The 25,998-nt window shown below is 65.9% G+C and carries 25 protein-coding genes and 1 pseudogene; 10 read left to right on the top strand and 16 right to left on the bottom strand.

The window, feature by feature from the left end:
• Positions 1–18: 18 nt before the first annotated feature.
• On the bottom strand, positions 19–1,029 hold the full coding sequence (gene gap, locus Q0L30_RS05070; RefSeq protein WP_293038381.1) for a type I glyceraldehyde-3-phosphate dehydrogenase: 1,011 nt from the start codon (positions 1,027–1,029) through the stop codon (positions 19–21).
• A gap of 119 nt (positions 1,030–1,148) precedes the next feature.
• Positions 1,149–3,182, bottom strand: a complete 2,034-nt coding sequence (gene tkt / locus Q0L30_RS05065; protein ID WP_296652071.1) for a transketolase — start codon at positions 3,180–3,182, stop codon at positions 1,149–1,151.
• Between the two features lie 540 nt (positions 3,183–3,722).
• Here tkt and speE point away from each other — a divergent pair.
• The 3 genes from speE (at position 3,723) to Q0L30_RS05050 (ending at position 5,878) form a co-directional block, all read left to right on the top strand.
• Positions 3,723–4,586 (top strand): polyamine aminopropyltransferase, encoded by an 864-nt coding sequence (speE, locus tag Q0L30_RS05060; RefSeq protein ID WP_296652069.1) that lies wholly within the window; start codon positions 3,723–3,725, stop codon positions 4,584–4,586.
• 118 nt (positions 4,587–4,704) lie between these two features.
• A complete protein-coding gene (locus Q0L30_RS05055) occupies positions 4,705–5,118 on the top strand; it encodes a VOC family protein (protein ID WP_293038372.1) in 414 nt (137 codons plus the stop codon).
• A 19-nt stretch (positions 5,119–5,137) separates the two neighbouring features.
• Complete coding sequence (locus tag Q0L30_RS05050) at positions 5,138–5,878, top strand: 16S rRNA (uracil(1498)-N(3))-methyltransferase (protein ID WP_296652065.1); 741 nt, start codon at positions 5,138–5,140, stop codon at positions 5,876–5,878.
• A gap of 112 nt (positions 5,879–5,990) precedes the next feature.
• Here Q0L30_RS05050 and Q0L30_RS05045 read toward each other — a convergent pair whose 3' ends face one another.
• The 3 genes from Q0L30_RS05045 to Q0L30_RS05035 all read right to left on the bottom strand — a co-directional run bounded on the left by Q0L30_RS05045 (position 5,991) and on the right by Q0L30_RS05035 (position 9,719).
• Positions 5,991–6,593, bottom strand: a complete 603-nt coding sequence (locus tag Q0L30_RS05045; RefSeq protein ID WP_296652062.1) for a barstar family protein — start codon at positions 6,591–6,593, stop codon at positions 5,991–5,993.
• A gap of 16 nt (positions 6,594–6,609) precedes the next feature.
• Positions 6,610–6,993, bottom strand: coding sequence for a ribonuclease (locus Q0L30_RS05040; RefSeq protein WP_296652416.1), 384 nt, complete (start codon positions 6,991–6,993; stop codon positions 6,610–6,612).
• A gap of 431 nt (positions 6,994–7,424) precedes the next feature.
• The gene (locus Q0L30_RS05035) at positions 7,425–9,719 is read right to left on the bottom strand and encodes an NADP-dependent malic enzyme (RefSeq protein ID WP_296652060.1); all 2,295 of its coding nucleotides are present in this window, start codon (positions 9,717–9,719) and stop codon (positions 7,425–7,427) included.
• A 177-nt stretch (positions 9,720–9,896) separates the two neighbouring features.
• On the opposite strand from Q0L30_RS05035, the gene thiL reads away from it, so the two are divergent.
• Genes thiL through Q0L30_RS05015 form a run of 4 tightly spaced genes read left to right on the top strand, consistent with a single transcriptional unit; the run spans position 9,897 to position 12,667 of the window.
• Positions 9,897–10,895: a thiamine-phosphate kinase gene (thiL, locus tag Q0L30_RS05030; protein WP_296652057.1), complete on the top strand. Its 999-nt coding sequence runs from the start codon at positions 9,897–9,899 to the stop codon at positions 10,893–10,895.
• On the top strand, positions 10,885–11,556 hold the full coding sequence (locus Q0L30_RS05025) for a phosphatidylglycerophosphatase A (protein ID WP_296652054.1): 672 nt from the start codon (positions 10,885–10,887) through the stop codon (positions 11,554–11,556). The genes thiL and Q0L30_RS05025 overlap by 11 nt, the downstream gene beginning before the upstream one ends.
• Before the next feature lie 34 nt (positions 11,557–11,590).
• Positions 11,591–12,091: a CinA family protein gene (locus Q0L30_RS05020; RefSeq protein ID WP_296652051.1), complete on the top strand. Its 501-nt coding sequence runs from the start codon at positions 11,591–11,593 to the stop codon at positions 12,089–12,091.
• Positions 12,092–12,133: 42 nt separating this feature from the next.
• Positions 12,134–12,667 (top strand): cupin domain-containing protein, encoded by a 534-nt coding sequence (locus tag Q0L30_RS05015; protein ID WP_296652048.1) that lies wholly within the window; start codon positions 12,134–12,136, stop codon positions 12,665–12,667.
• 102 nt (positions 12,668–12,769) lie between these two features.
• Here the strand turns inward: Q0L30_RS05015 and pyrF are convergent, their stop codons facing one another.
• The 11 genes from pyrF to Q0L30_RS04960 all read right to left on the bottom strand — a co-directional run bounded on the left by pyrF (position 12,770) and on the right by Q0L30_RS04960 (position 24,582).
• Complete coding sequence (pyrF, locus tag Q0L30_RS05010) at positions 12,770–13,585, bottom strand: orotidine-5'-phosphate decarboxylase (RefSeq protein ID WP_296652045.1); 816 nt, start codon at positions 13,583–13,585, stop codon at positions 12,770–12,772.
• A gap of 309 nt (positions 13,586–13,894) precedes the next feature.
• Positions 13,895–15,025, bottom strand: coding sequence for an aldose 1-epimerase (locus Q0L30_RS05005; protein ID WP_296652043.1), 1,131 nt, complete (start codon positions 15,023–15,025; stop codon positions 13,895–13,897).
• 305 nt (positions 15,026–15,330) lie between these two features.
• Positions 15,331–16,239 carry an SMP-30/gluconolactonase/LRE family protein gene (locus tag Q0L30_RS05000; protein WP_296652040.1) on the bottom strand — a complete coding sequence of 303 codons (909 nt, stop codon included), beginning with the start codon at positions 16,237–16,239 and terminating at the stop codon, positions 15,331–15,333.
• A complete protein-coding gene (locus Q0L30_RS04995) occupies positions 16,236–17,084 on the bottom strand; it encodes an SDR family NAD(P)-dependent oxidoreductase (RefSeq protein WP_296652037.1) in 849 nt (282 codons plus the stop codon). The genes Q0L30_RS05000 and Q0L30_RS04995 overlap by 4 nt, the downstream gene beginning before the upstream one ends.
• Positions 17,085–17,117: 33 nt before the next feature.
• Entirely contained in the window at positions 17,118–18,155 is a 1,038-nt protein-coding gene (gene araH, locus Q0L30_RS04990) for an L-arabinose ABC transporter permease AraH (protein ID WP_296652035.1), read from the bottom strand.
• A gap of 23 nt (positions 18,156–18,178) precedes the next feature.
• On the bottom strand, positions 18,179–19,690 hold the full coding sequence (gene araG, locus Q0L30_RS04985; protein ID WP_296652032.1) for an L-arabinose ABC transporter ATP-binding protein AraG: 1,512 nt from the start codon (positions 19,688–19,690) through the stop codon (positions 18,179–18,181).
• 145 nt (positions 19,691–19,835) lie between these two features.
• Positions 19,836–20,843, bottom strand: coding sequence for an arabinose ABC transporter substrate-binding protein (locus tag Q0L30_RS04980; protein ID WP_296652029.1), 1,008 nt, complete (start codon positions 20,841–20,843; stop codon positions 19,836–19,838).
• A gap of 139 nt (positions 20,844–20,982) precedes the next feature.
• Entirely contained in the window at positions 20,983–21,765 is a 783-nt protein-coding gene (locus Q0L30_RS04975) for an SDR family oxidoreductase (protein WP_296652024.1), read from the bottom strand.
• Positions 21,762–22,451 (bottom strand): 2-dehydro-3-deoxy-6-phosphogalactonate aldolase, encoded by a 690-nt coding sequence (locus Q0L30_RS04970; protein ID WP_296652022.1) that lies wholly within the window; start codon positions 22,449–22,451, stop codon positions 21,762–21,764. Before Q0L30_RS04970 ends, Q0L30_RS04975 begins: the two co-directional genes overlap by 4 nt.
• Positions 22,452–22,528: 77 nt before the next feature.
• Positions 22,529–23,623, bottom strand: a complete 1,095-nt coding sequence (locus tag Q0L30_RS04965; RefSeq protein ID WP_296652019.1) for a 2-dehydro-3-deoxygalactonokinase — start codon at positions 23,621–23,623, stop codon at positions 22,529–22,531.
• Positions 23,620–24,582: an IclR family transcriptional regulator gene (locus Q0L30_RS04960; RefSeq protein WP_296652016.1), complete on the bottom strand. Its 963-nt coding sequence runs from the start codon at positions 24,580–24,582 to the stop codon at positions 23,620–23,622. The genes Q0L30_RS04965 and Q0L30_RS04960 overlap by 4 nt, the downstream gene beginning before the upstream one ends.
• 461 nt (positions 24,583–25,043) lie before the next feature.
• Between Q0L30_RS04960 and Q0L30_RS04955 the strand changes: the two genes are divergently transcribed.
• The 3 genes and pseudogenes from Q0L30_RS04955 (at position 25,044) to Q0L30_RS04945 (ending at position 25,884) form a co-directional block, all read left to right on the top strand.
• Positions 25,044–25,256: a ParD-like family protein gene (locus tag Q0L30_RS04955; protein WP_296652011.1), complete on the top strand. Its 213-nt coding sequence runs from the start codon at positions 25,044–25,046 to the stop codon at positions 25,254–25,256.
• Positions 25,253–25,438, top strand: a pseudogene (locus Q0L30_RS04950) (type I methionyl aminopeptidase); the annotation flags it as partial. The gene Q0L30_RS04955 and the pseudogene Q0L30_RS04950, both read left to right, overlap by 4 nt.
• Before the next feature lie 155 nt (positions 25,439–25,593).
• The gene (locus Q0L30_RS04945) at positions 25,594–25,884 is read left to right on the top strand and encodes a hypothetical protein (RefSeq protein ID WP_296652009.1); all 291 of its coding nucleotides are present in this window, start codon (positions 25,594–25,596) and stop codon (positions 25,882–25,884) included.
• Positions 25,885–25,998: the final 114 nt, after the last annotated feature.

Here is a 25,998-nt window from a genome sequence, read left to right as displayed (position 1 = left end):
GTACGCAACGTCGCGTGCTTACTTCGCGTTCGCGAGCGCAACCGTCGTGTCCAGCATGCGGTTCGAGAAGCCCCACTCGTTGTCGTACCAGCTCGACACCTTCACGAGACGGCCCGAAACCTTGGTCAGCGTGGCGTCGAACGTCGACGATGCCGGGTTGTGGTTGAAGTCGATCGAAACCAGCGGTGCGGTGTTGTAGCCGAGGATGCCCTTGAGCGCGCCTTCCGAGGCTTCCTTCATGATCGCGTTGACTTCTTCCACCGTCGTGTCGCGCTTGGCGATGAACGACAGGTCGACAACCGACACGTTGATGGTCGGAACACGCATCGCGTAGCCGTCCAGCTTGCCGTTCAGTTCCGGCAGCACGAGGCCGACCGCAGCGGCAGCGCCCGTCTTCGTCGGGATCTGGCTTTGCGTGGCCGAGCGCGCGCGGCGCAGGTCTTCGTGGTACACGTCGGTCAGGACCTGGTCGTTCGTGTACGCGTGGATCGTCGTCATCAGACCTGTTTCGAGGCCGATCTTGTCGTTCAGCGGCTTGACGAGCGGTGCGAGGCAGTTGGTCGTGCACGAAGCGTTCGAGATGACCGTGTGCTCGGCCTTCAGCACGTTGTGGTTCACGCCGTAGACGACCGTCGCATCGACGTCCTTGCCGCCCGGCGCCGAGATGATGACCTTCTTCGCGCCGCCCTTGAGGTGGGCGCTCGCCTTTTCCTTGCTCGTGAAGAAGCCCGTGCACTCCATCACGACATCGACGCCCAGCTCGCCCCACGGCAGCTCGGCCGGGTTGCGGTTGGCCAGCACACGGATACGGTCGCCGTTGACGACGAGGTAGTCGCCGTCCACCGAGACTTCGCCCGGGAACTTGCCGTGGGCCGTGTCGTACTGCGTCAGATGCGCGTTGGTCTTCGCGTCGCCGAGGTCGTTGATTGCGACGAACTGGATGTCGTGCTTCTTGCCACTCTCGTAGAACGCGCGAAGCGTATTACGGCCGATACGGCCATAGCCGTTGATAGCGACGCGAATAGTCATGGTTTATCTCCTGATGGCTGAAAAATTTCCGATCCCGGTGCCGCCTGCGCCCGTACCCGGGCGTTCCGTGCGGCGCACACAGCAGCGGACCCGCGCTAACGCGGGCCCTTAAAGCATGCTCAGTAGTCGAGCGCGGCCTTCGCCGTGGCAACCACGTGCTCGGCCGTGAAACCAAAGTGCTTGAACAGTACACCCGCCGGAGCCGACTCGCCGAACGTGTCGATACCGACGACGCCGCCTTCCAGGCCGACGTACTTGCGCCAGAAGTCCGTGACGCCCGCTTCGATCGCGACGCAACGCACGCCCTTCGGCAGCACATGCTCGCGATATTCGGCGTCCTGCCTGTCGAACACGTTGGTCGACGGCATCGAGACCACGCGGGCGCCGATGCCCTCGCGCTGCAGCGGATCGACCGCCTTCAGCGCCAGTTCGACTTCCGAACCCGTCGCGATCAGGATGATCTTGCGGCCCGGGATGTCGTCGTTCCAGTCGCGCAGCACGTAGCCGCCCTTGGCGATGTTCGCGATCTGCGCGTCGGAGCGTTCGCTGTACGGCAGGTTCTGACGGCTCAACACGAGGCACGACGGGCCATGATGCTCGATCGACTGGGTCCAGGCCACCGCGGTTTCGACGGTATCGGCGGGACGCCAGAGCGTCATGTTCGGGATCAGGCGCAGGCTCGCGACGTGCTCGATCGACTGGTGCGTCGGGCCGTCTTCGCCGAGGCCGATCGAGTCGTGCGTGAACACGAAGATCGACGGGCACTTCATCAGCGCGGCGACGCGCAGCGCGTTGCGGCTGTAGTCCGAGAACGTGAGGAAGGTGCCGCCGAACGCCTTGTAGCCGCCGTGCAGCGTGATGCCGTTGAGCGCGGCGCTCATGCCGAACTCGCGCACGCCATAGTTGACGTGATTGCCCCACTTGATCCCGCCCTCGCCTGCGCGCACGGGCTTCGAGGCCTTCCAGTTGGTGAGGTTCGAGCCGGTCAGGTCGGCCGAGCCGCCAAGCAGCTCCGGCATGACGGCGGCGAGCGCCTCGATTGCCTGCTGCGACGCCTTGCGGGTCGCAACGGTTTCCTGGCGCGCGTCGGCGCCCGCGACGATCGCGGCGGCCTTCTGCGCCCAGTCGGCGGGCAGCTTGCCGGCCATGCGGCGCACGAATTCCGCGGCTTCGACCGGGTACTTCGCCTCGTACTGCGCGAAGGCGTCGTTCCACGCGCCTTCGAACTTCGCGCCGGCAGCCTTGGCGTCCCAGTCGGCATAGACTTCCTGCGGCAGCACGAACGGCTCCCACTTCCAGCCCGACGCCGCGCGCCACTTCGCGATTTCTTCCGCGCCGAGCGCCGCGCCGTGCACGTCGTGGCCGCCCTGCTTCGTGGGCGCACCCTTGCCGATGATGGTCTTGCAGCAGATGAGCGTCGGCTTGTCCGACGCCTTCGCCTTCGCGATGGCGGCGTCGACCGCGTCGACGTCGTGGCCGTCCACGTGCGGGATCACGTTCCAGCCGTACGCTTCGAAGCGCTTGGGCGTGTCGTCGTGGAACCAGTTCACGACGTCGCCGTCGATCGAGATGCCGTTGTCGTCGTAAAGCGCGATCAGCTTGTTCAGCCTGAGCGTGCCGGCGAGCGAGCAGGCTTCATGCGAGATGCCTTCCATCAGGCAGCCGTCGCCCAGGAACACGTACGTGTGGTGATCGACGATCTTCGCGTCGGCCTTGTTGAACTCGGCCGCGAGGAGCGCTTCGGCGAGCGCCATGCCGACCGCATTCGCCAGACCCTGGCCGAGCGGGCCGGTGGTCGTTTCGACGCCCGGCGTGATGCCGTATTCGGGGTGGCCCGGCGTCTTCGAGTGCAGTTGACGGAAGTTCTTCAGCTCCCCGATCGGCAGGTCGTAGCCGGTCAGATGCAGCAGCGAGTACAGGAGCATCGAGCCGTGGCCGTTCGACAGCACGAAACGGTCGCGGTCGCTCCAGTGCGGGTTCGACGGGTTGTGGCGCAGATGGCGCGACCACAGCGCGACGGCAATCTCCGCCATACCCATCGGCATACCGGGGTGGCCGGAATTCGCTTGCTGGACAGCGTCCATGGACAGCGCGCGGATCGCGTTGGCCATCAATTGGGTGGTAGCTGGGGAGGCTGAGGACGGGGTCGTCATGTCGAGTCCGGGGAACGAGTGCAAAAAGCGGCATGCGCGACGCTCGCGCACCGCAGCGCTGGGATCCGGGAGCTCGGCGAGATAGCTGCTCCGGCGCACGGTGCGGCGCCGGGAGACGCAAGAAGGCCAGAGCAAACGGAAGGGGCTGCAAAGCGAAATATTCTATCAGAACATGCGGACTATCCCTGACACGCGCGCGTCACAGAAGGGCATTTTCGGGATACCTGACGGGATGGACGAGGGGATGACTGAAGGGCGCGCCGGGACCGGATGGCGGCGACTCGACATGCGCGTGTCGAGCCGCGCACCGCGCGGTGTCGGCCCGTGCGCAACAGCGGTGGCGACGCGCGGATTTCGGCCGCAAAGCGCCGTCGTGCCTACTCTTTTGGCACGCGGCCACGTATGCCGCACGTTTGAAGAAATTCGCGCGCGCGAACTGTGTGACACCGCAACGAACGACAGGCGCGTTTAGCCTCGTATAATGCGGCGTTGCCCATTTTTTAGACAGCGCGGCCGGTCCGGCCGGTCGCGCCCGCATCCGTGAACGTCCCGCTCCTCTTCCACCCCGCCGCCGACGCCCTGTACGGCTTCCCCGGCGCGCACCGCCTCGCCAGTGTGGATTCGGCCTGGCAGCGCATCGAGGTCTGGGATACGCCGCAACTCGGCTGCCTGTTCGCGCTGGACGGCCGCCCGATGACGTCCGCCGGCGACGAATTCGTCTACCACGAATGCATGACGCACCCGGCCGCGCTCGCGCATCCGGCGCCGCGCACGGCGCTCGTGCTGGGCGGCGGCGATGGCGGCGCTGCGCGCCAGCTGCTTCGTCATCCTGATATCGCGCGCATCGTCGTGGCCGAACTCGACGCCGACGTCGTGCGGCTGACCGGCGACTACTTGCCGCAGGTGCGCGGCGATGCATTCGACGATCCGCGCGTCGAACTGGTGATCGGCGACGCCGCAGCGTTCGTCGAGCAGACGCAGGAACAGTTCGATCTCGTCGTATTCGATCTGACCCCGCCTGATTCGCCCGCCGCCGGTCTCTACACGGAGGCGTTCTACGCGGCGCTCAAGCGCGTGATGACCGCCGACGCGCTGATCTCGCTCCATCTCGGCTCGCCATATCACCATGCGGCGCGTATCGGTGCGCTGCTCGACGGCCTGCGCACCTCGTTCGCCGTGGTGCGCCCGCTCGCCGCCTACGTGCCGCTCTACGGCTCGCTCTGGCTGATGGCCGTCGCGAGCGACCGGCTCGACCCGGTTGCCGTCGATACGGCCACGCTGCGCACGCGTCTGGAAGAACGCGCAATCGTTAGCCTGCGCTTTTACGATGCGAATCTGCACGCCGCGCTCTTCGCTACGCCATGGACCGTTCGCGAAAAACTAGGTCGATTCCTGGATCCATAGCGACTGCCGTTCTGCAAAATTATGTGTTTGCGTGCGTTGAGCGCCCGTCCATCACCGGCCCGCAGCGTCCATCAGGCACTGCAGTCACCCGTCCGAATCGCGAATCTGGAGATACTCGATGCCCTCATCCCGCCCCGCAGGCGTGCCGTGGCTGACGCCCTATCTGACGGTGCGCGACGCCCGCGCGGCGATGGTATTTTTCGAGTCGGCGTTCGGATTCGTCGTGCGCGATTGCGTGGAAGACGATGGCGCGGTCATGCATGTGGAGATGACCTACCACGACCAGTTGATTGTGATGTTTGCGCCGGAGGGCGCATTCGGCTCGACAGCGCATACGCCGAAGAGCGCGGGGGCGATCGCCCCACAGTCCTTTTATCTATATGTCGACGATGTCGACGCGGTTTACGCGCGAGCTCTCGAAGCCGGCGCGAAATCGCTGAGTGAGCCGCAGAACCAGTTCTGGGGAGACCGTTTCGCACAGGTCGAAGACCTCGACGGCTACCGCTGGGCGCTTGCTCGCCACCTGCACTGAAGCAATGAGAACCTGTCTTATGCCCCGTTTTTTCGTCGGTAGCCCGCTGCCGTCCGGCGATCTCGTCGTCCTGCCCGACGAAGTCACGCGACACGTCCAGGTGCTGCGTCTGCAGCCCGGCGACACGATCGTCCTCTTCAACGGCGAGGGCGGCGAATACAGCGCCGAAATCGTCGAGATGGAGCGCCGCGACACGAAGGTGCGCGTCGATTCGTTTCGCGACGTCGAAGCCGAGCCGCCGTACCGGCTCACGCTCGCCCAGGGCATCGCCGGCAGCGACAAGATGGACTGGCTGATCGAGAAGGCCGTAGAGCTGGGCGCGACGAACTTCGTGCCGCTCACCACGTCGCGCAGCGTCGTGCGCCTCTCGGGCGAGCGCGCGCAGCGGCGCCAGTTGCACTGGAAGCGCATCGTCCAGTCGGCGTGCGAACAATGCGGACGTAACCGTCTGCCTGACGTCGCGCCGTCGCGCGAAATCGGCACCTGGCTCGGCGGCATGCCGAAAACTGCGGCCGAAGGCGAGCTGCGCGTGATCCTCTCGCCGCGCGCGAACGCGTCGTTCGCGTCGCTGCCGCACGATCCGCCCAAGGGCGAAGTAATCGTGCTGGTGGGGCCGGAAGGCGGATTTTCCTCGGCGGAGGAGGCGGCCGCGGAGAGCCACGGCTTCGTTCCGGTCGGGCTCGGGCCGCGCGTCCTGCGCACCGAAACGGCCGGTATCGCGGTCCTTGCGGCACTGGCCGCGCGCTGGGGCGGCTGGTAAAAACGACAAGGCCCGCCGTTTCCTTACCGGAAGGCGGGCCTGAGCGGAGCGTGCGCGTGAACGGTGCGCTTCTTCCGGCGGAGTGCCGGGTGCCGAAAGCTGACGACGGACGTCAGGCGAACGAATAAAAGACCCGGAACGGCACCTTGCGCTCGCCCCAGTATTCGGAGGCTTCGCGAAACACGTCGAGCAGCGTCTCGCGCCCGTCCTTGTCGAACTTCTGCGCGATCGGCAGTCCGTCCAGGACGACCACGAAGCCCGGCTGCTCACCCGCCTTCTGCACGAGATCGGTCAGGCAGTCGTACAGCCCGTCGTAGTTCTTGCCGAAATGCTTCGGAAACAGAAACGACGTCGCGATGGTTTCGAGCACTTCCTGCTTGCTCTTCGCGTTCGCGCAGTAGGCGTAGAGAAAATGCTGATCGAGGCGCTGGGCCTCGTCGTGGAGATCCTGCACGCGAAACGCGCGGATCGACTGGACGATGTTCGGCCGGACCGTCGAGAACAGGTTCATGCCTCCCTCGTCTGCTGAAGACGCGCCGCCCTCGGCGGGCGCCGCTTGTCCTTGCGCTTGAGCCTGCTGATCCTGCGTCTGTCCCTGCATCTGCCCCTGTTCGTCGTGCTTCATCTGCATGACTCGCTGGAACAGGTTACCTTCCCCGGCCGCGAACGGATCGCTCGCGACCCGCGGGTCGTGCGCGTAGATGTTCTCGCTCATTCCGCTCTTCCCGGTGTCATTCAACAATTCGCTTAAAACTGGCGTAATGGTCGTCGGAGTAGTAACAGTTGCCGGTCTGCCGCAACGCGCCGCCGCAGACGATGCGACGCGCGCCGCGATTGCGCGCGCGAGGCGTCGGTACGGTGTACTCATGGTAATAGCCGCGCCGGTGGTACGGCAGCATCCGCTCGAAGTTGCCGAACACGACTCCGTCTTTGGCGAACGGATAAGGACCGCCCGCCGCGATGAGTCCGAGCGTATTGACCGCTTCGGACGGCAACTGGCTAACGGCAACCGTGCCGACGTCTGCCGCGACTTCTCCCGCAACGTCTGCGGAAGGCGCGCTTCGCGCCTGCGCGGGAACGAATCCGCCCGTCGCGAAGGTCGCCGCAACGACCAGCGCCGCAGCCGTCGCCACCCGGCGAATGCTGTCGAAACAATGGGTTAGCCCAGCGGATTTACCTGCAGCGTTGCGTTTCAGCTGGGGTTCCAGTTCAGATTCCCGGCTTCGCAGCCCAGATTCCCGGCTTTGCAGCCCCATGCGCGCCATTTACGAGATTCCCGCTGTTCGGTTGCTTGTCGGTTCCTGCGTTCGACGACCATCAAAATTGTAAGGGTATCGCTAAAGCACCCCGGAAGCAACGTTCGCCGGGCCGGGACGGTCGCTCGTTGACTGTGCACAAGGCAGAAACCGGTAGATTTTACAAAGGCCTGACCAGAGGCCGGGCGGAGCGGTGGGAGCAGCGTGCCGGTTTCAGGCACGCTGCTTTTACGGGGCACGATTGCCCCGGCAGCTCCGGCAGCTCCGGCTACTCCAGCCGACGCCGACGCTTAACGCGAGGCGTTCACATCCGCGACAACGAGCGCCGCCATGTTGACGATGCGGCGCACGGTGGCCGAAGCGGTCAGCACATGCACCGGCTTGGCCGCGCCAAGCAGAATCGGGCCAATCGCGATGTTGTTGCCCGCCGCCGTCTTGAGCAGGTTGTACGAGATATTCGCCGCGTCGATGTTCGGCATGATCAGCAGGTTCGCTTCGCCTTCGAGGGTCGAATCGGGCAGGATCTCGCGGCGCATGTACGGGTCGAGCGCGACATCGCCGTGCATTTCGCCGTCCACCCGCAGATCGGGCGCGCGTTCCTTCAGGATGTCGAGCAGGTCGCGCATCTTCTGCGCCGATGGCGCGAGGCTCGAACCGAAGTTCGAGTGCGAGCACAGCGCAATATTCGGCTCGATGCCGAAGCGGCGCACTTCCTCGGCGGCCATGATCGTGATCTCGGCGAGCTGGGCCGGTGTCGGGTCGATGTTGACGTGCGTGTCCACGATGAAGATCTGGCGGTTCGGCAGCACGAGCCCGATCATCGCCCCGTAGACGCTGCAGCCCTCCTTCTTGCCGATCACCTGGTCGATGAAGTGCAGATGCCGGTGCGTCGTGCTGATCGTGCCGCAGATCATGCCGTCGGCCTCGCCCCGCTTCACGAGCATCGAGCCGATCAGCGTGGTGCGGCGGCGCATTTCGAGTTTCGCCATCTGCGGCGTAATGCCTTTGCGCGCCATCAGCTTCGCGTAGCTCTGCCAGAAGTCGCGATAGCGCTCGTCGTGATCGGTATTGACGACCGTGTAATCCTGCCCCGCGACCAGACGCAGGCCATAGCGCGCGGCGCGCTGCTCGATCACTGCCGGGCGGCCAATCAGAATGGGCTTCGCGAGCTTTTCGTCGACGACGATCTGCACCGCGCGCAAGATGCGCTCTTCTTCGCCCTCCGCGAAGACGATGCGCTTTTTCTCCGGCTCGACCGAGCGCGCGAGCTGGAAGATCGGCTTCATGGTCGTGCCGCTGTGGTACACGAAATGCTGCAGGTGCTGCTCGTAGGCGTCCATGTCCTCGATCGGACGCGTCGCAACCCCCGAGTCCATCGCCGCCTTCGCGACGGCCGGCGCGATCCTGACGATCAGGCGCGGATCGAAAGGCTTCGGAATCAGGTACTCGGGGCCGAACTGCAGGTCCTGAATGCCATACGCCGTGGCGACGACGTCGCTCTGCTCCTGGCGCGCGAGGTCGGCGATCGCGTTCACCGCCGCAATTTCCATTTCCCGCGTGACCGTCGTCGCGCCCGCGTCGAGCGCGCCGCGGAAGATGAACGGGAAGCACAGCACGTTGTTGACCTGGTTCGGATAGTCGGTGCGGCCGGTCGCGAGCACGGCGTCCGGACGCACTTCGAGCGCGAGTTCAGGGAGGATTTCCGGCGTGGGGTTCGCGAGCGCGAGGATCAGCGGCTTCGCGGCCATGCGGGTGACCATCTCCGGCTTGAGCACGCCGCCCGCCGAAAGGCCGAGGAAAATGTCCGCGTCCGCCATGACTTCGGCGAGCGTGCGCGCGTTCGTCTCGCGCGCGAAGCGCTCCTTGACCGGGTCCATCAGTTCGGCGCGGCCCTTGTAGACCACGCCCGCCAGATCGGTGACGACGATGTTCTCCAGCGGCAGGCCCAGATCGACGAGCAAGTCGAGACAGGCAAGCGCCGCAGCACCCGCGCCCGACGCGACGAGCTTCACTTCCTTGATGTTCTTGCCGACAACCTTCAGGCCGTTCGTGACGGCCGCGGCGACGACGATGGCGGTGCCGTGCTGGTCGTCGTGGAAGACCGGAATCTTCATGCGCTTGCGGCACTCGCGCTCGACGATGAAGCAGTCGGGCGCCTTGATGTCTTCGAGGTTGATGCCGCCGAACGTGGGTTCGAGCGCGGCGATCACTTCGACGAGCTTGTGCGGGTCCGATTCGTTGAGCTCGATGTCGAACACGTCGATGCCCGCGAACTTCTTGAAGAGCACCGCCTTGCCTTCCATGACCGGCTTCGCGGCGAGCGGCCCGATGTTGCCGAGGCCGAGCACCGCCGTGCCGTTCGACACGACGCCGACGAGGTTGCTGCGCGCCGTGAAGCGCGATGCGTTTAGCGGATCGTCGACGATCGCCTCGCACGCGAACGCCACGCCTGGCGAGTACGCAAGCGAGAGATCGCGCTGGTTGAGCATCTGTTTGGTTGGCGCGATCTCGATCTTTCCTGGAGTGGGAAACTCGTGATAATCGAGTGCGGCTTCGCGAAGCTTGGTCGTGGCGGAATTCGACATGACGGGCCCGAATGAAGTGCAGATTATAGAATGGCGATTCGGACCCATTGTAGCGCCATTCTCCGGCGCAATTACGTACGGTTCCGGCGCAGGTGCCGCGACCGGAATCGCTGAAAAGCCGCAGCGGCGCGAGCGCTCTGCGACAGCCCGCCTACCATTCGCTATAGTCCTTTCAACATGCTTTCAGAGTTCTCCCTGATCGACCAATTCTTCGCCCGGCGCGCGCGTGCGAACACGCGCCGCGCCGCGCTCGGCATTGGCGACGACTGCGCGCTGATCGCGCCGCCCGCCGGCGAAATGCTCGCGATCTCGACCGACATGCTCGTGGAAGGCCGCCACTTCCTGCCCGATGTCGATCCGCACGCGCTCGGCCACAAGGCGCTCGCGGTGAATCTCTCCGATCTCGCCGCGATGGGCGCCGCGCCGCTCGGCTTCACCCTTGCGTTTTCACTGCCGAAGCCGCGCGAAGACTGGCTCACGGCGTTCAGCGCGGGCCTCTTCGAGCTGGCCGACCGCTTCGGCTGCGAACTGATCGGCGGCGACACGACCGCAGGGCCGCTGAATCTTTGCATCACGGTGTTTGGCTCGGTGCCGCAGGGCGCCGCGCTCCGGCGCGATGCCGCGCAACCCGGCGACGACATCTGGGTTTCCGGCACGCCCGGCGATGCGCGCGCGGGGCTCGGCGTGCTGCGCGGCGAGTGGCAGACCGATGCCGCCGACGCCGCCGTGTTCCGTCACGCGCTCGAGCGGCCAGAGCCGCGCATCGCGCTCGGCCTTGCGCTGCGCGGCGTGGCGCACGCGGCGCTCGACGTTTCGGACGGCCTCGCGGGCGACCTGCTGCACATTCTCGAGCGCTCGAACGCCTGCGCGCGCATCGATGTCGATGCGCTGCCGCGCTCGGCGGCGCTCGCGCGCCTGCCGCAAGCGGTGCAACGCCAGTGCGCGCTCGCGGGCGGCGACGACTACGAACTGTGCTTCACGGCGGCGCCCGGCGCGCGCAGCGCGGTCGAGGCAGCCGCGCAACATGCGGGCGTGCGCGCGACGCGCATCGGTACAATAACTGTCCTCGACCCGGCCGATCCGGCGCGCGCGAAGCCGGGCATCGCGTGGCACGACGGATCCGGTGCGCCGCTCAACCTCACGTTGCAAGGCTTCGATCACTTCCATGCAGACTGACCCCACGCCGACGCCCGCCGACAACCTGTCCGGGTCCGTGCTGCCGCCAGCCGCGCCGGACGAGCGGGCTGCGGGCGCGATGGCTGGCGCCACGGCGGGTGCCGCCGCGGGTACCACGGCGGGCGCGACCACGGGCACCTCAGCGGGCAAAACCGCAGGCGCAACCGCCGCCGCGCTCCCGCGCCGCGCCGACGCGCAGTTCATGCTCACGCATCCGTTTCATATCATCTCGCTCGGCTTTGGCTCGGGCCTGTCGCGCATCGCGCCGGGCACGGCCGGCACGCTGTTCGCGTGGGTGACGTTCGACGTGCTGAGCCGCTACCTGACGGTGATCGACTGGGGGCTCCTGATCGTCCTCGGCTACATCGCCGGGATCGCGATCACCGGATTCACGGCCCGCAAAATGCAGGTCGACGACCCGTCCGCGATCGTCTGGGACGAGATCGTCGCCTTCTGGCTCGTGATGCTCATGGTCACGCCCGTCGATTTCAACGGGAAACTCGCGGCTTTCCTCACCTTCCGCTTCTTCGATATGGTGAAGCCACCGCCCATCCGCTATTTCGACCGCCGCTTCAAGGGAGGCTTCGGCATCATGTTCGACGACCTTGTCGCTGCATTCTTCACGCTGCTCGTCATCGCGCTCTGGCGTATGTCGGTCTGAAACCCGCGCCCCGGCGCTCATCGGATAACGCACCATGGCCACCGATTCCGTCGTTCACCAACTCGCCATCCGCGTCGGCAACAAGCTCCACGACGGGCGTCTGATGCTCGCCACCGCCGAATCGTGCACGGGCGGCATGGTCGCCGCCGCGATCACCGACATCTCCGGCAGCAGCGGTTGGTTCGAACGCGGCTTCGTCACGTATTCGAACCTCGCAAAGAGCGAAATGATCGGCGTGCCCGCCGAGCTGATCGACAAGCACGGCGCAGTCAGCGAGCCCGTCGCCCGCGCGATGGCCGAAGGCGCGCTGCGCAACAGCCGGGCACAGGTTTCGCTGTCGATCACGGGCGTGGCGGGTCCGGGCGGCGGCACGCCCGAGAAACCGGTCGGCATGGTGTCGTTCGGCTGGAGCAACCGGCTGCATACGAGCGTGGAGACGCTCGTCTTCAAGGGCGATCGCGAACAGATCCGCGCGCAGGCCGCCGCGCATGCGCTGCGCGGGCTGCTCGCGCTACTCGACGAAAAGGAACGCTAACCCGGCGTGCGGCATGCCGGGATACGGAAGGAGACCGCCACCATGGCTACCGTGAACACCGCAGTCGACGACCTGATCCGCCGCTTCGGGCTCGAACCGCATCCCGAAGGCGGCTACTACAGCGAGACCTACCGTGCGGACAAGCTCGTGCGCCGCGACGGCGCGCCCGCGAACGAGGGCACGCGCACGGCCTCGACCGCGATCTACTTTCTGCTATCGGATGGCGCCTATTCGGCGTGGCACCGCATCCGCTCCGACGAGCTCTGGCACTTCTACGCGGGCGCGCCGCTCGAAATCCACTCGATCGACGAGCGCGGCGTACTCTCCACGCGCAAGCTCGGTCACGCGCTCGATCATCCGGGTACGGTGTTTCAGGCCGTCGTGCCCGCGGGCCACTGGTTCGCGGCGCGCTGCTGCGATCCGTCGACTTTTGCGCTGGTGGGCTGCACGGTCGCGCCGGGCTTCGAGTTCAGCGAATTCGAAATCGCCGATGCCGACGTGCTCGCGCAAAAGTTTCCGCTGCATCGCGCCATCATCGAATTGCTGGGCAAGCCTGCTGCTGCGCGCAAGGGATGAGCGGGCCGCGGTTTTGACGGGTCTTTTGACGGGCCGGTTTTAGCGGGCCGGTTTCGAAGGGCGCGGCTCGCGGCGCCGTGCAGGCGCAGCGAGCCGGTACGTTCAGCGGAACGCGTTGACGCGGTCGCGCGTTTCCTGCGCGGCCGTTGCAGCCGCCTGCGCGTAATCGTCGCCCTTGCTCGCGTAGAGAATCGCGCGCGACGAGTTGATCAGCATGCCCGTGCCCGCTGCGGTGCGGCCCGCGCGCACGGTCGCTTCGACGTCGCCGCCCTGCGCGCCGATGCCCGGAATCAGCAGAGGCATGTCGCCGACGATCCCGCGCACCACTTCAATTTCCTTCGGAAACGTTGCGCCGACCACGAGGCCGAGCTGGCCGCTCGCGTTCCACTTCTGCGCCGCCAGCGCCGCCACGACCTGGTAGAGCGGCTTGCCGTCGGTCGTCAGGAACTGCAGGTCCGAGCCGCCCGGGTTCGAGGTGCGGCACAGCACGATCACGCCCTTGCCCGCGTGCGCGAGATACGGCTCGATCGAATCGAAACCCATGTACGGGTTCACCGTCACGGCGTCCGCCGCGTAGCGCTCGAACGCCTCGCGCGCGTACTGCTCGGCCGTGCTGCCGATGTCGCCGCGCTTCGCGTCGAGGATCACCGGCAGGCCGGGATGCTTCTCGTGGATGTGCGCGATCAGTGCTTCGAGCTGGTCTTCCGCGCGGTGCGCGGCGAAGTAGGCGATTTGCGGCTTGAACGAGCACACGTAGGCCGCCGTCGCGTCGACGATGTCGCGGCAGAACGTGAAGATCGCATCGCTGCGTCCGGCGAGCGCGGCGGGAAACTTCGTCGGCTCGGGGTCGAGGCCGACGCACAGCAGCGAGCCGGTGCGCTTCCAGGCGGCGTCGAGGGTCTGGGTGAAAGCGGTCATGTTGAGTAACTCGAGGCGAGCCATTGATTCGAAACGGCGCGTATTTTACCCGGCCTTGGGTTCGGTGCTTCGCCGCGGTGTCGCGGTGCCGCGAGAAGCCGCCCGGCCGGAAGCGCCAGCGTGCCGCAAGCGTGCGGCACGCGCCGCGGATCGGCAGCCGATGCGAGCCGAACGAATGCCCCACGTCACGCCATGCAACGGAACGCCAACATGAGATGGGCCGCCTGCGGCACGGCACGTGAAACGCCCCGTCGAATCGGGCCAGCGTGCCGCGCAGCAGGCGCGGATCGAGCGTGCATCAAGCGCGGATCAGTGCGTCTCCTGCCGCGCGCGGGCCGCCTTGCCGCCGCGCGACGCACCCGTGCGGCCATGCGCTGCCGCGCCATGCGGCTTGGCCGCCGCGCGCGCGTCCATGCGCTCGACCGTGAAGCTGAACTGCCGCACGAGCCGCTCGCCGCGTGCGAGCACGGTCATGCCGTGCGCGTCGCCGCCTCCGGAGAGATTGACCGCGTTGATCGGATGGTCGACGGGCTCGAAGCAGAAGAAGTCCTTGCCCTGCGGCGTATAGAGCACGTAGTAATTGGTGTTCGCGGAAATCGACAGCGACAGCCGCCGCCGCTCCCACACCACGGCGGCGCGTCCGCTCCAGCCGCTGAACGCGTGATTGACGAGCGTGTCCGGCAGCGGATAGGCCACGCCGAATTGCCACGCGGGCGGCGCCGGAACATGCCGCACCGGCAGCCAGTCCTCGCCCGAAAGCCACAGGCCGCTCGCAGGGGCGGAAAGCTCGGTGCTCGCATCGCGCGCGAGAAACGGGTGCACGCCGAGTCCGAACGGCATCGCGTCGCGTCCGGTGTTCTCGACTTCGAGCGTCATCGAAAGCGTCGTGCCGTCCAGCGTGTACGTAATCGCCGCACGATACGCGTACGGCTTGCCGTTGCTGCGGTCGAGCACGAGCCGTACGCACTCGCGCTCCGACTGCTCGACCTGCCACGGCACGAGCCAGCCGTCACCGTGGATCGGCAGCGGCTCGCCCGCACGGTTGCACGGCACTTCGAAATCGCGCCCGCCGAAGTGAAAGCGCCCCGCCGCGATGCGATTCGAAAACGGCACGAGCGGATAGCAGGCGAGTTCGTTCGGATCCATGCGCGCGCTCACGCGATCGCAGCGCCGGAAAACCGGCTCCAGCACGCCTTCGCTGCGACAGTCGAACCGGGTGATGCCGCCGCCCAGTTGCGGCGCGACGTCGAGCCTTAAATACGCGTTCGCCAGCGTCACGCAGGACACATCGTCCGTGCCGGCCGCGCCGATGGCGACGGCCGACGTGCTGGGCCCGGGCAGAACCGGATGGGTAGCGGCTTCGAGCCGCGCTCGGCGCGCGGCGGCCGGCGCGCCGGCCGGACGAACAGTTTGACGCAAGGCGGAATTCGCGACGCTCATAAGATGCTCCTCGAGAGGCATGAAAGGTGCCGCCGACGAAGGCGGTGCACGCGTGGCCTGCCGGTGCGCCCGGTCCTCGCCCGGTTGGCCGCTTCTTGTGTTCGCGTTTCTTGTATTCGCGCTTCTGTGCTGGCACTGCCGACTGCGGATTATCGATCGACTGCGATCGTCTGAGATCGACTGCAACTGTTGCCGTAGGGCAACGACTAACCCGATTCCTTTCAAGGTTCCCGGGTTCGTTTGCGCCCCGGCTTCGTGTGAACCACACACTTAAATAGCGCGCCGGAATAGCGCACGCGGCCCGCTCACCCGCCCCGCCGCGCGCCCAGAAAGAGCGGCTCGGCAAGGCCCGCGTGGCCTGTATGCGCGACGAACACGCCGCCGGCGTGGATGTCGCGCGAGAGCGCTTCGGCATCGAGCTCATCGCGCGCGCTCGTCACATAGAGCGTGTCGAGACGCGCACCGCCGAGCGTAACGCAGCTTGGCTGAGCCGTGGGAATCTTTACACGCGTGCTTTCGGTGCCGTCCGCGCGGTAGCGCACCACACACGCGCCGCCCCACTGCGCGTTCCAGAGGCCGCCATCGGCATCGACAGTCGAGCCGTCCGGCACGCCTGCCTCCTTCGAGAGATCAACAAACGACCGGTCGTTCCCGATACTGCCATCGGCGCCGTAGTCGCACGCGCGGATCGCGCGCATCGGCGTGTCGCAGTAATACATCGTCGCGCCGTCCGGGCTGAACGCGATGCTGTTCGAAATCGCGGGCGCGGGCAGCGGCAGGCGTTCGAGCGTCAGATCCCGATTGAGCCGGTAGAAGCCGCCGACCGGCTTCCTCGGCCGCACGTCGTCCATCGTGCCGAACACGAAGCGGCCCTGCCGGTCGCAGCGGCCATCGTTCACGCGCGTCGTCTTGCCCGGCTCGACATCGACGACCGGATCGAGTTCGCCCGTCACGAGATCGAAGAATGCGAGCCGCCTGGCAAGTCCGAGCAGCAGCGTGTTCTCGTCCTCGCACAGCGCGAAGCAGCCAAGACGCTCCGGCATGTCCCACGTTTGATGCGAGCCGTCGCGCGGGTCGTAGCGCGAAAGCCGCCTGCCCACGATATCGGTCCAGTAGAAGCGGCCCGTGCGCGCGCACCACGTCGCGCATTCGCCGAGCGTGTCCAGTGCATCGATCAGCAGCGTGGCCGATGCGTTTTCCGATGCGCGCGTCATGCCCAACCTCCGTCCACGACGATGTCCTGCGACGTGATCATGCGGCTGTCGTCGGCCGCGAGGAACAGCGCCGCGCGCGCGAGATCGGCGGGCAGCAGTTCGGCGTCGATGCACTGGCCGCGCTTGATGAGTTCGCGGCCTTCGTCGGTGAGCCACAGGCGGCGCTGCTTGTCGGTCATCACCCAGCCCGGCACGAGTGTATTCACCCGAATGCCGTACGGCCCGAGTTCCTTCGCAAGCCCGCGCGTGAGCCCCTGCACCGCCGACTTGCTCATCGCGTAGACCGGAAACTCGCTGTTCTTGAGCATCCAGCTGATCGAGCCGAGATTGATGATCGACCCTGCGCGGGCCGCTTTCATGTCGTCGACCACGGCCTGCGCCGCGAACAGCTGATGGCGCACGTTCACCGCAATGCCGTCGTCGAACGATCTGGGCGTGATGTCCGCGAGCGCCTCGCGGCGGTCGTTCGCCGCATTGTTCACGAGCACCTGGATCGGGCCGAGCGCGGCCTTCACGCTGGCGACAGCGTGGCGCAACGCGCCGATATCGGTGACATCGCAGGTCACGAAGTGCGGCTTGTGGCGCACGGCTCGACCCTGGCTTTGGTCCTGGCTTGGGTCCTCGCTTTGACTCTGACCCGCCAGCGAATCCGCGAGCGCGACGCCCGCGCTCGCGTCGATATCGAGAAAGCCCACGCGCGCGCCCTGCGCGACGAAATATTCGACGAACGACGCGCCGATGCCGGTCGCGCCGCCCGTAATCAGCACGACACGGTCGACCAGGCTCGGATAGCGCGCGCCGGGTTCGTGCGTGTCCCGTGTGACGGAGTTCGCGTCTTGCATCATCGTCCGGCCTCCTGATGGGTTAATCGCCTGCGTTTAATCACGCGCGCCGCGATTCTTCAACTGATCGAGCAGCACCGCCGCGAGCAGAATCGCGCCGCGCACGAGGTACTGATAGAACGCGTCGATGTTGAGCAGATTCATCACGTTCTCGACCGTGCCCATGATCAGCACGCCGATCACCACGCCCGAGATGGTTGCGCGGCCACCGAGCAGCGAGACGCCGCCCAGCACGCACGCGGAAATCACGTTCAGCTCGAAGCCTTCGGCGGCGTTCGGCTGACCCGAGGTGATGCGCGACGCGAGAATCACGCCCGCGAGCGCGGTCACCGCGCCCTGGATCAGGAAGATCCACACGCGCGTGCGCTCGACGTGGATACCGGCGAGACGCGACGCCTCCGGATTGCCGCCGATCGCGAGCGTATTACGCCCGTACACCGTGCGGTTGAGCATCACGCCGAACACGATGAAGCAGATGAGCGTGACCCAGATCGGCAGCGACACGCCGAAAAACGCCATCGTGCCGAGCGCGATGAACGTATCCGACGACACGCCGACCGCCTGCCCGTGCGAGACGATGAAGCCGAGGCCGCGCACGATTTCCATCGTGGCCAGCGTCGTGATCAGCGCGTTGATGCGCAGATAGGCGATCACCGCGCCGTTCACGAAGCCGATGGCCGCGCCCGCCGCCACCGCCGCAATGATCGCGATGAACGTATTGTTCGTGGCGTTGAGCACCATCGCGCACAGCACGCCCGCGAACGCGACAATCGAGCCCACGGAAAGGTCGAAGTCGCGCGACGCGAGACAGAACATCATCGTGCAGGCAACCATGCCGATCTGCGAAATCGACAGCGCGAGGCCGAGCATGTTCTCGATCGAGAAGAAGTGATCGACCGTGAGCGACATCGTGATGAACATGATCGCGAAGATCACGATCAGGCTGTATTCGGTGATCTGCTGCCACCACTTCTGCTTGTCGCTGGCGCTCGGGATCAGCGCATCGGCAGCGGATTGCGCGACGCTCTTCGCCGCATCGGCCGCATCGGCCGTCAGGTTTTCTCTTGCATGCATTTCAGTCACTCCTCCCCGTCCATTCATGCGGCACGCGCCTGCGTGCGCTGCGGCAACGCCAGATCGAGCACTGCGTGTTCGCTCGCCGCGCTGCGCGGCAACTCGCCCGAAATGCGGCCTTCGCGCATCACGACGATGCGGTCCGACACGCCGAGCACCTCGGGCAACTCCGACGACACCATCAGAATCGCGCAACCGCGCGCGGCAAGCTGATAGATCACGTTGTAGATCTCGTGCTTCGCGCCGACGTCGATGCCGCGCGTCGGCTCGTCGAGAATCACGACCTTCAGATCCGGCTCCGCGAGCCAGCGCGACAGGATCACCTTTTGCTGGTTGCCGCCGGAAAGAAAGCGGATTTTCTGGCGGCGGTTCGGCGTCTTGATCTTCAGGAGCTTGATGAAGCGGTCCGCCGTCGCGGCTTCCTTCTTGAGATCGAGGAACATGCCACCGCGCAGGAAGTGGCGGCGGCAACTGATGTTGATGTTCTCCGCAACCGATGCGAGCGCAACGATGCCCTGTTCCTTGCGGTCTTCGGGGCACAGGACGATGCCCTGGCGGATCGCATCGGCGGCGCTCTTCACGCGCACGGTCTTGCCGTCGAGCACGATTTCGCCCGCGCGGCGCTTGTGCGTGCCGTAGACGAGCTGCATCAGTTCGCTGCGCCCGGCGCCGACGAGCCCGAAAAAGCCGACGATCTCCCCGGCCTTCACTTCGAAGCTCGCGGGCCCGGCAAGCGGATGCCCGGTGACGCCGCGCACCGCGAGCCGCACGCCGCCATGCTCGCGCGGCGAGTAGTTGTAGATGTCGCTGATCTCGCGCCCGACCATTTCCGCGACGATCGTCTCGCGCTTCAGGCCGTCGAGCGTCTCGTGCGACGCCACCTTGCGGCCATCGCGGAAGATCGTGCAGGCGTCGCACAACTCGTAGATCTCGTCCATGCGGTGCGAGATGTAGATGAGCGCGCGGTGATCGGCGCGCAGTTCGCGCACGAGCTTGAACAGCACCTCGGTTTCGCGGTGCGAGAGCGAACTCGTGGGCTCGTCGAGTGCGATCACGCGCGCGTTGCGCAGGAGCGCCTTGCAGATTTCCACCATCTGCCGCTGCGCGATGGAGAGCTTGCGCAGCTTCGCGGCCGGATCGAGATCGACGCCCATTGCGGCGAGGCGCTCGCCCACGAACCTGCGCGCCTCGCGCCGCTTCACCCACCCGAGCGCGTTGGGCAGCGCGCCGAGCAGCAGGTTTTCCGCGACGGTGAGATCCGGCACGTACTGCAGCTCCTGGTGAATCACGGCAACGCCCGCGCCGATCGACGCCGCGGAATTGGCGAAATGCACTTCCTGGCCATCCATCAGGATATGGCCCGAGTCCGGCTGATATTCGCCGCCGAGAATCTTGAGCAGCGTCGACTTGCCCGCGCCGTTCTCGCCCACGAGGCCGTGCACCTGACCTTTATTGACGTCGAGCGACACGCCGTCGAGTGCGCGCACGCCCGGAAATACCTTGCCGATATTCTCAAAACGCAGTGTCGCTGACACTTCGGTTTCCTCTCGTTCGAAACGCCCGCTTCATTGCCGCTTTATAACCGGTGCGCCCGATAAAACGCGCACCGGTCATGGGCAGCGGGAAACGCTCAATCCACTTGCCGTTCAGGCCTTGTTTTCAGGCCTTCGGTTCAGGCGATTACTTAGACGCGAGACCCATCTGCTCGCGCACCTGGTTCACGTTGTCGCGCGTGGCCAGCATGCCGCTCGTGAGCGTGAGCTTCGGCGGCTCCTTGCCTTGCGTGATCCACGTGTACATCAGATTCGAGGTCTCTTCGCCGTGACGCTTCGGGCTGATGATCACGGTGCCGAAGAAGCCGGTCGGCTGGGGCTTCTTGAACTCGTTGAGCGCCGAATCCGCGCCGCCGATGCCGATGCCGATCATGTTGTCGGCCTTGAAGCCGCGGCCTTCCGCTGCGCGCACGGCGCCCAGCACGGCTTCGTCGTTGAGGCCATACGCGACCCAGTGCTTGAACTGCGGATTCTTCGTGAGCGCGATGTTCGCCGCGTTGAAGGCGTTTTCCGTGTCGGTCTTCGCCTGGGGGGCCGCAATCACGTTCGCCTTCGGAAAGCCCGCCGCGAGGAGCACATCGGTCGCGCCGCTCGTGCGGTCGTGCGCGGTCGGCAGCTGCTCATACGTCACATCGATTGCGCCGACGTCCTTCATGTCCCAGCCGCGCTTCTTGATTTCGGCGACGATGCCGTCGCCCACCTGCTTGCCGATGTTGTAGGCCGAGATGCCCATGTGCGGCACGGCCTCGATCGGCTTGCCCGAACCGTCGACGAGGCGGTCGTCGACCGTCATCATCTTGAGGTTGTCGGCCTTCGCCTTGGCGACGATGCCCGGCCCGAGCTTCACGTCAGGCGTGCAGATGATGAAGCCCTGTGCTTTTTGCGCAGCGAGGTTGTCGATTGCGCTCATGACCTTCTCGCCCGAGGGCGCGCCGATCTTCACCAGCGTGAAGCCTTTTTCCTTCGCGGCCATTTCGGCGAATTTCCACTCGTCCTGGAACCACGGTTCTTCAGGCTGCTTCACGAGAAAGCCGATCTTCACCTGGTCGGCAGCCTGTGCGAGCGGGGCCTCGCCCAGCGCCGCGCTCACGGCAACCGCGGTGGCCATCAGCGTCAGAAAAATGCGTCGTTGCATGATGTCAGTCTCCAGTCTTTATCGTTCACGGGAAGGGTCGGCCGCCTCTTTTCTTCTCCCCGCCGTCGCGCGCGGCCAGCGCTTCGGCGGATTCCTGCGGATCCGGTCAATCGCGAGTCAATCGCGAGTCAATCGTGTGCTAATCGTGATAGAGCGCCGTGCGCCCTCCGTCGATCGTGATGCAGCTCGCGTTGATGAAAGGCGCCTCGTCCGACGCGAGGAACACCGCCGTCATCGCCACTTCCTCCGGGCGGCCAATGCGCTTCATCGGCGAAAGGGCCAGCGTTTCCTGGCGCGCGGCCTGCGGGTCGGGCTGAGCGTCCCACCAGTCGCGCGTCAATTGCGTCTCGATGTAGCCGGGCGCGATGGCATTCACGCGCACATTCTTCGGCGCGTATTCGATGCCGAGCGCGCGCGTCAGGCCCAGCACGCCGTGCTTTGCAACCGGATACGGAAAGCAGCCGGGGATGATCTGGAATGCGTGCGTCGAGGCGATGTTCACGATGCTGCCCGCGCCGCGCGCGACCATGCCCGGCAGCACCGCGCGGCAGCCGTTCCAGACGCCGTCGAGATCGACGGCGAAGCAGCGGCGCCAGTCGGCGTCGGTCATCGTGAGCGGATCGGCGAAGACGTTGATGCCGGCGTTGTTCACGAGCACGTCGATCGGGCCGAACGCGCGCTCTGCTGCGTCCACCGCCGCGCGCACCGAGTCGGGCTGCGTCACGTCGGTTTCGTGCGCAAGCACTTGCACCGCGTCGCCGTGTTGCCGCGCGATTTCGCGGGCGGTCGCCCGCGCCGTTTCGCCGTCGAGTTCGGCGAGCACGACCGCCGCGCCTTCGGCAGCGAACGCGTGCGCAATCGCCGCGCCGATGCCGCGTCCGGCGCCGGTCACGAATGCGACTTTGCCCGAGAGACGGTTCACGCCTGCGCTCCTTTATCCGCACCCTGCGCGGCCTGCCAGCCCGCGATAAACGCCTGCGCATTCGCACGCGTCGCCGCCGCGTCCTGCCCGGGCCGATACAGCGCCGAGCCGAGACCGAAGCCGCTCGCGCCCGCCGCAAGCTGCGGCCCCATGTTGTCGGGCTTCACGCCGCCCACCGGCAACAGCGGCACGGCATGCGGAATCACCGCGCGCCAGGCCTTCGTCACGGCGGGGCCGAGCTGCTCTGCGGGGAACATCTTGAGCGCGTCCGCGCCGTGCTTCAGTGCCGCAAACGCCTCGGTCGGCGTGGCGACGCCGGGCACGCACGCAAGGCCCTGCAGCTTCGCCGCCAGCACGACTTCGACATCGGCGTGCGGCATCACGATCAGTTCGCCGCCCGCGGCCTTCACATCGCGCACGCGCTCGGGCGTGAGCACCGTGCCCGCACCAATCAGCGCGTCGCCGGGCAACGCCGCGCGCAGCGCCGCGATGCTGTCGAGCGGATCGGGCGAATTGAGCGGCACTTCGATAAGCCGGAACCCCGCCTCGTAGAGCGCGCGGCCATGATCGGCGGCTTCGGCGGCCCTGATGCCGCGCATGATCGCGATCATCCGGCACGCGCCGAATGCGGCGACGAAGCCCGCATGCGGCGTGTAGGGAGCGGGCAGGTTCAACTCGTTTTCCATGTCGTGGTCCTGTATTTCGCTTTCCGTTTCCGATTCCGTTCGATGCGTACGCAACTTACGCGGCGTACCCGGCGTACTCAGCGCGGTCCGACCAGGCCCGCCTGCATCGCGATGTGCCATAGCCCGCGCTCGGTTGCGTGATGCACGATATGCGCGCGCATGCAGCCGAACTGTTCCAGTGCGAGCCGATAGCGCTCGCAAAGCGAATCGGAGCCGATCAATTGCGGCGCGCACTGCGCGAGCGTCACGTCGCGGCGAGCGAGCGCCACTTCGAGTCCGGCAAGTTCGTGGCCGATCACGACGCCCGAGAGATAGTCGGGCTGCTCGTCGGCGGCCAGTTGCCCCGTGAGTCCGAGCGTGCGCGCGCTGAACGCCGTCGCGAGCAGCCCCTCGCAACCGTGCTCGCGCGCGACGGTCACGCCGCGCAGGAACGCCTGCGTATCCGGCTCGGCGGGCCGCTTCATCGTGCGGCCGAGGATCGTATGCGCCGTGAGCGCCGCGTAGATCTCGCCCGTCATGAAGGTATAGAAGCGGGCGATACGGCCGCCCTCCACCACCACCCATTTCGCGTGCGTGCCGGGCAGGCCGATCAGCGCGGAGTGCGTACCGTGCCGGGTGCCGCGCGGTGCTCCGTGCAGTGCTCCGTGCAGTGCTCCGTGCTGTGCCCCGCGCTGTGCCCCATGCAATGCGCCGAACACCTGCGTTTCCTCGCCGCGCATGACATTCGGCAGCGCGCCTGGCTCAAGCACGCCGGGCACGACGCAAAGCGAAGCGCCCTGCGCCGTTTGCACGCGGACAATGCCCGCCACCAGCGCATCCATGCTCGCCGGCGTCTCGACGTAAGGCGCCTGCACCCAGCCCTGCGCGCTGCCCACCATGCCTGCCGCGATTACGGGCAGCGTAGGGACGTGTTCGAGCCAGACGCCGCACGCTTCGTCGAACGCGGCGTCGAAGCCGCCTTCTTCCGCGGGCACCGGCAGATTCATGACTCCGGCGGTCGAGACGCGCGTCGCAAGCACTTCACCCGACGCGTCGAGCAGATACGCGCGCAGCGAGGTCGTGCCCCAGTCGAGTGCGAGCAGTGCGGCGCGCCTGGCGACCTCGGCGACGTCCGCGACGTCGGCGCCCTGCGCGCCTTGCTTGCCGGGCTGCGCCTTCTCGTGAGCCTTCATCGGCGGATCCTGCGCGCAGCCGGTTGCGGCGCGCGCCAGCCGAGTTCCTGTGAAATCGCGCGCGCCGTGCGTTGCACGACCGAAATCAGTTCCTCCATGCGCTCGTGCGGCATGTACGGAATCGTGCTCGCCACGGAAAGCGCGGCGACGATCGCACCCGAAGCGTCGCGCACGGGCGCCGCCACGCAGCGGATCGAAATTTCGTTTTCCTCCAGATCGAACGTGTACCCGCCCGCGGCATAGTTCGCCATGCGCTTCACGAACGTGTCGGCATCGAGGTTGTGATCGGGACGAAAGCTCACGCCCGCAAGTGCACGGCGCGACGCATCGAAGAGTTCGCGCCAGGACGGCGGCGCGAGATCGAGCATCATCGCCTTGCCGATGCCCGTCGACGCGAGCGGCATGCGGTGGCCGACGCGCGAGCGCATTTCCAGCCCGCGCTGGCCGGGGATCTTGTCGATGTAGAGCACATCGTCGCCGTCGCGCACGCCGAGGTGGATCGTGTCGAGCGTTTCGTCGGCGAGGGCCGCGAGGTGCACGCGCGCAACCGTGGTGAGCGGCATCTGTTCGAGCGCGATGGTGCCGAGTTCGATGAGCTTCGGGCCCAACAGGTAGCCGCCGTGCACCTGGCGCAGATAGCGCGCCTGCACGAGGCTGGAAACCAGACGGTGCGTCGTGCTGCGCGTCGTACCGAGCACCGCGCCGAACGAGCGCAGATCGCGCACGCCTGCCGCCGCCGCTTCGAGAATCGCGAGGCCGCGCAGGAGCGTTTGCGTGCCGGCCTGCTGCGTCGGGTCGTCGAGCAGCGTGCCGGGCAGCGCGATTTCGTCAGCGCCCGCACGTGGTTTCGTGGCGGCGGATTTGGCAGATGCAGCGTCGGGGGCTATGGTCGGTGCCCCATTCGGTGCCGCATTCGCGGGCAGGCTCGCGTCGAGTGTCGAGGACATCGCTTTGGTCATGGCGTGGGCAATGAATCAGCGAAGTGAGGGGAGCGAATCGGGAGATGCGCGGTCAGTGCGCGCGGCGGCGCGCGAAAGCGCTTAGGGACGGCCCAATCGACACAGCGTGTGTGGCTAGCTTGAACATGGCATGTCTCCGAATCTTGTGCGGCAAGCCGCGCCGTGTGTGTCTGTGTGTGGCGGGCAGCTTGGCGGTCTTCGTCCCGTTTGCGTCGGACTGCGCGCGATGTCGGCACAGTCCCGGCGGGTTGGTCTGGATTGTAGGACGGTTTTTTCGCGATCTCCAATATGTGAATGTGGTGCTCATATATTGGGAAAATAAGGCCGTGCGCCTGGCCCGCACGCGCCAACTGACCTTTTGTAGCTCATCCGCGAACCGGCCTGTCCAAGGTCGTAAAGTGCTTGTCCTGTCGGATGGCGATAATATATGACTCATATACGTTTCATATATGGAGAGTGACGTGGGCATTGTGAATATCGACGACGACCTGCACGATCAGATACGCAAGGCCAGCACCGTGTCGTGCCGGTCGATCAACGCGCAAGCGGCCTTCTGGATCAAGGTCGGCATGTTGTGCGAAATGAATCCGACGCTGAGTTTCAACGAGATTGCTACCCGTGAACTGGCAGCAGCAGGCGTCGTTGCGCAAGCCGTCAAGGTGGCTTTGACGTGACCGGGCGACCTGAAGAAATCGCATTGATGGCGGAGTCGGGCCAGTTGCTGGCGCATGTATTTGGCTATCTGGATCAAATGAGCCTGGCCGGCATGTCTACCATGCAGGTGAGCGATCTGGTCGATAGTCTCATCGTCAACGAACTCAAGGCGCGCCCGGCAAGCAAAGGGCAATACGGCTACCAGCTGCTGGCAGCCATCCCATAGTTCGCGCCTTGCTTGTCTTTATCGCCGGACACGAGGGGTTTCCTGGCAGTGTCATCGAAAGAACCGTTTCATGTGCTACCGTAAATGCCCGGAGCCTGCAGGACGTTTCAGCCGATCACGAAAGGACGCTCATGGAATTCAGCAATGGCGCTGTACTTGAAGCTCTCCGACTTGCTTTGTATCGACAAATACCGTGGCACAAGCGACCGGCAATTTTCACATCGCTTCGCTCGCACGGTCTGATCCAGACCATTGACCAGAAACCTCCCCCCAGTACGAAGTGTCTCCCGACACACCGGATTGCCATCCTGACCGATAAAGGACAGAAGGAAATCCAGCGCATCGAGGCGTCGAAGCATGTGTCCGGATGGCTGGACGACGACTACTTCGCAACGTTCCTTGCAGAGGTTGCATTTGCCTGAGTGGCACATCCGACGTCGATGAACGAAGCGCCGGCATCCCTTCGGATCTGCCTCTCGTCTCTGCCAGGGCGTCTGCTTTGGCCGCTCACGACGAGCAGATTCCGCGGAGTCGAT

The sequence above is a fragment of the Paraburkholderia sp. genome (assembly GCF_024281035.1).
Classification (GTDB): domain Bacteria; phylum Pseudomonadota; class Gammaproteobacteria; order Burkholderiales; family Burkholderiaceae; genus Paraburkholderia.
This window is presented reverse-complemented; position numbering and strand designations above follow the sequence as displayed.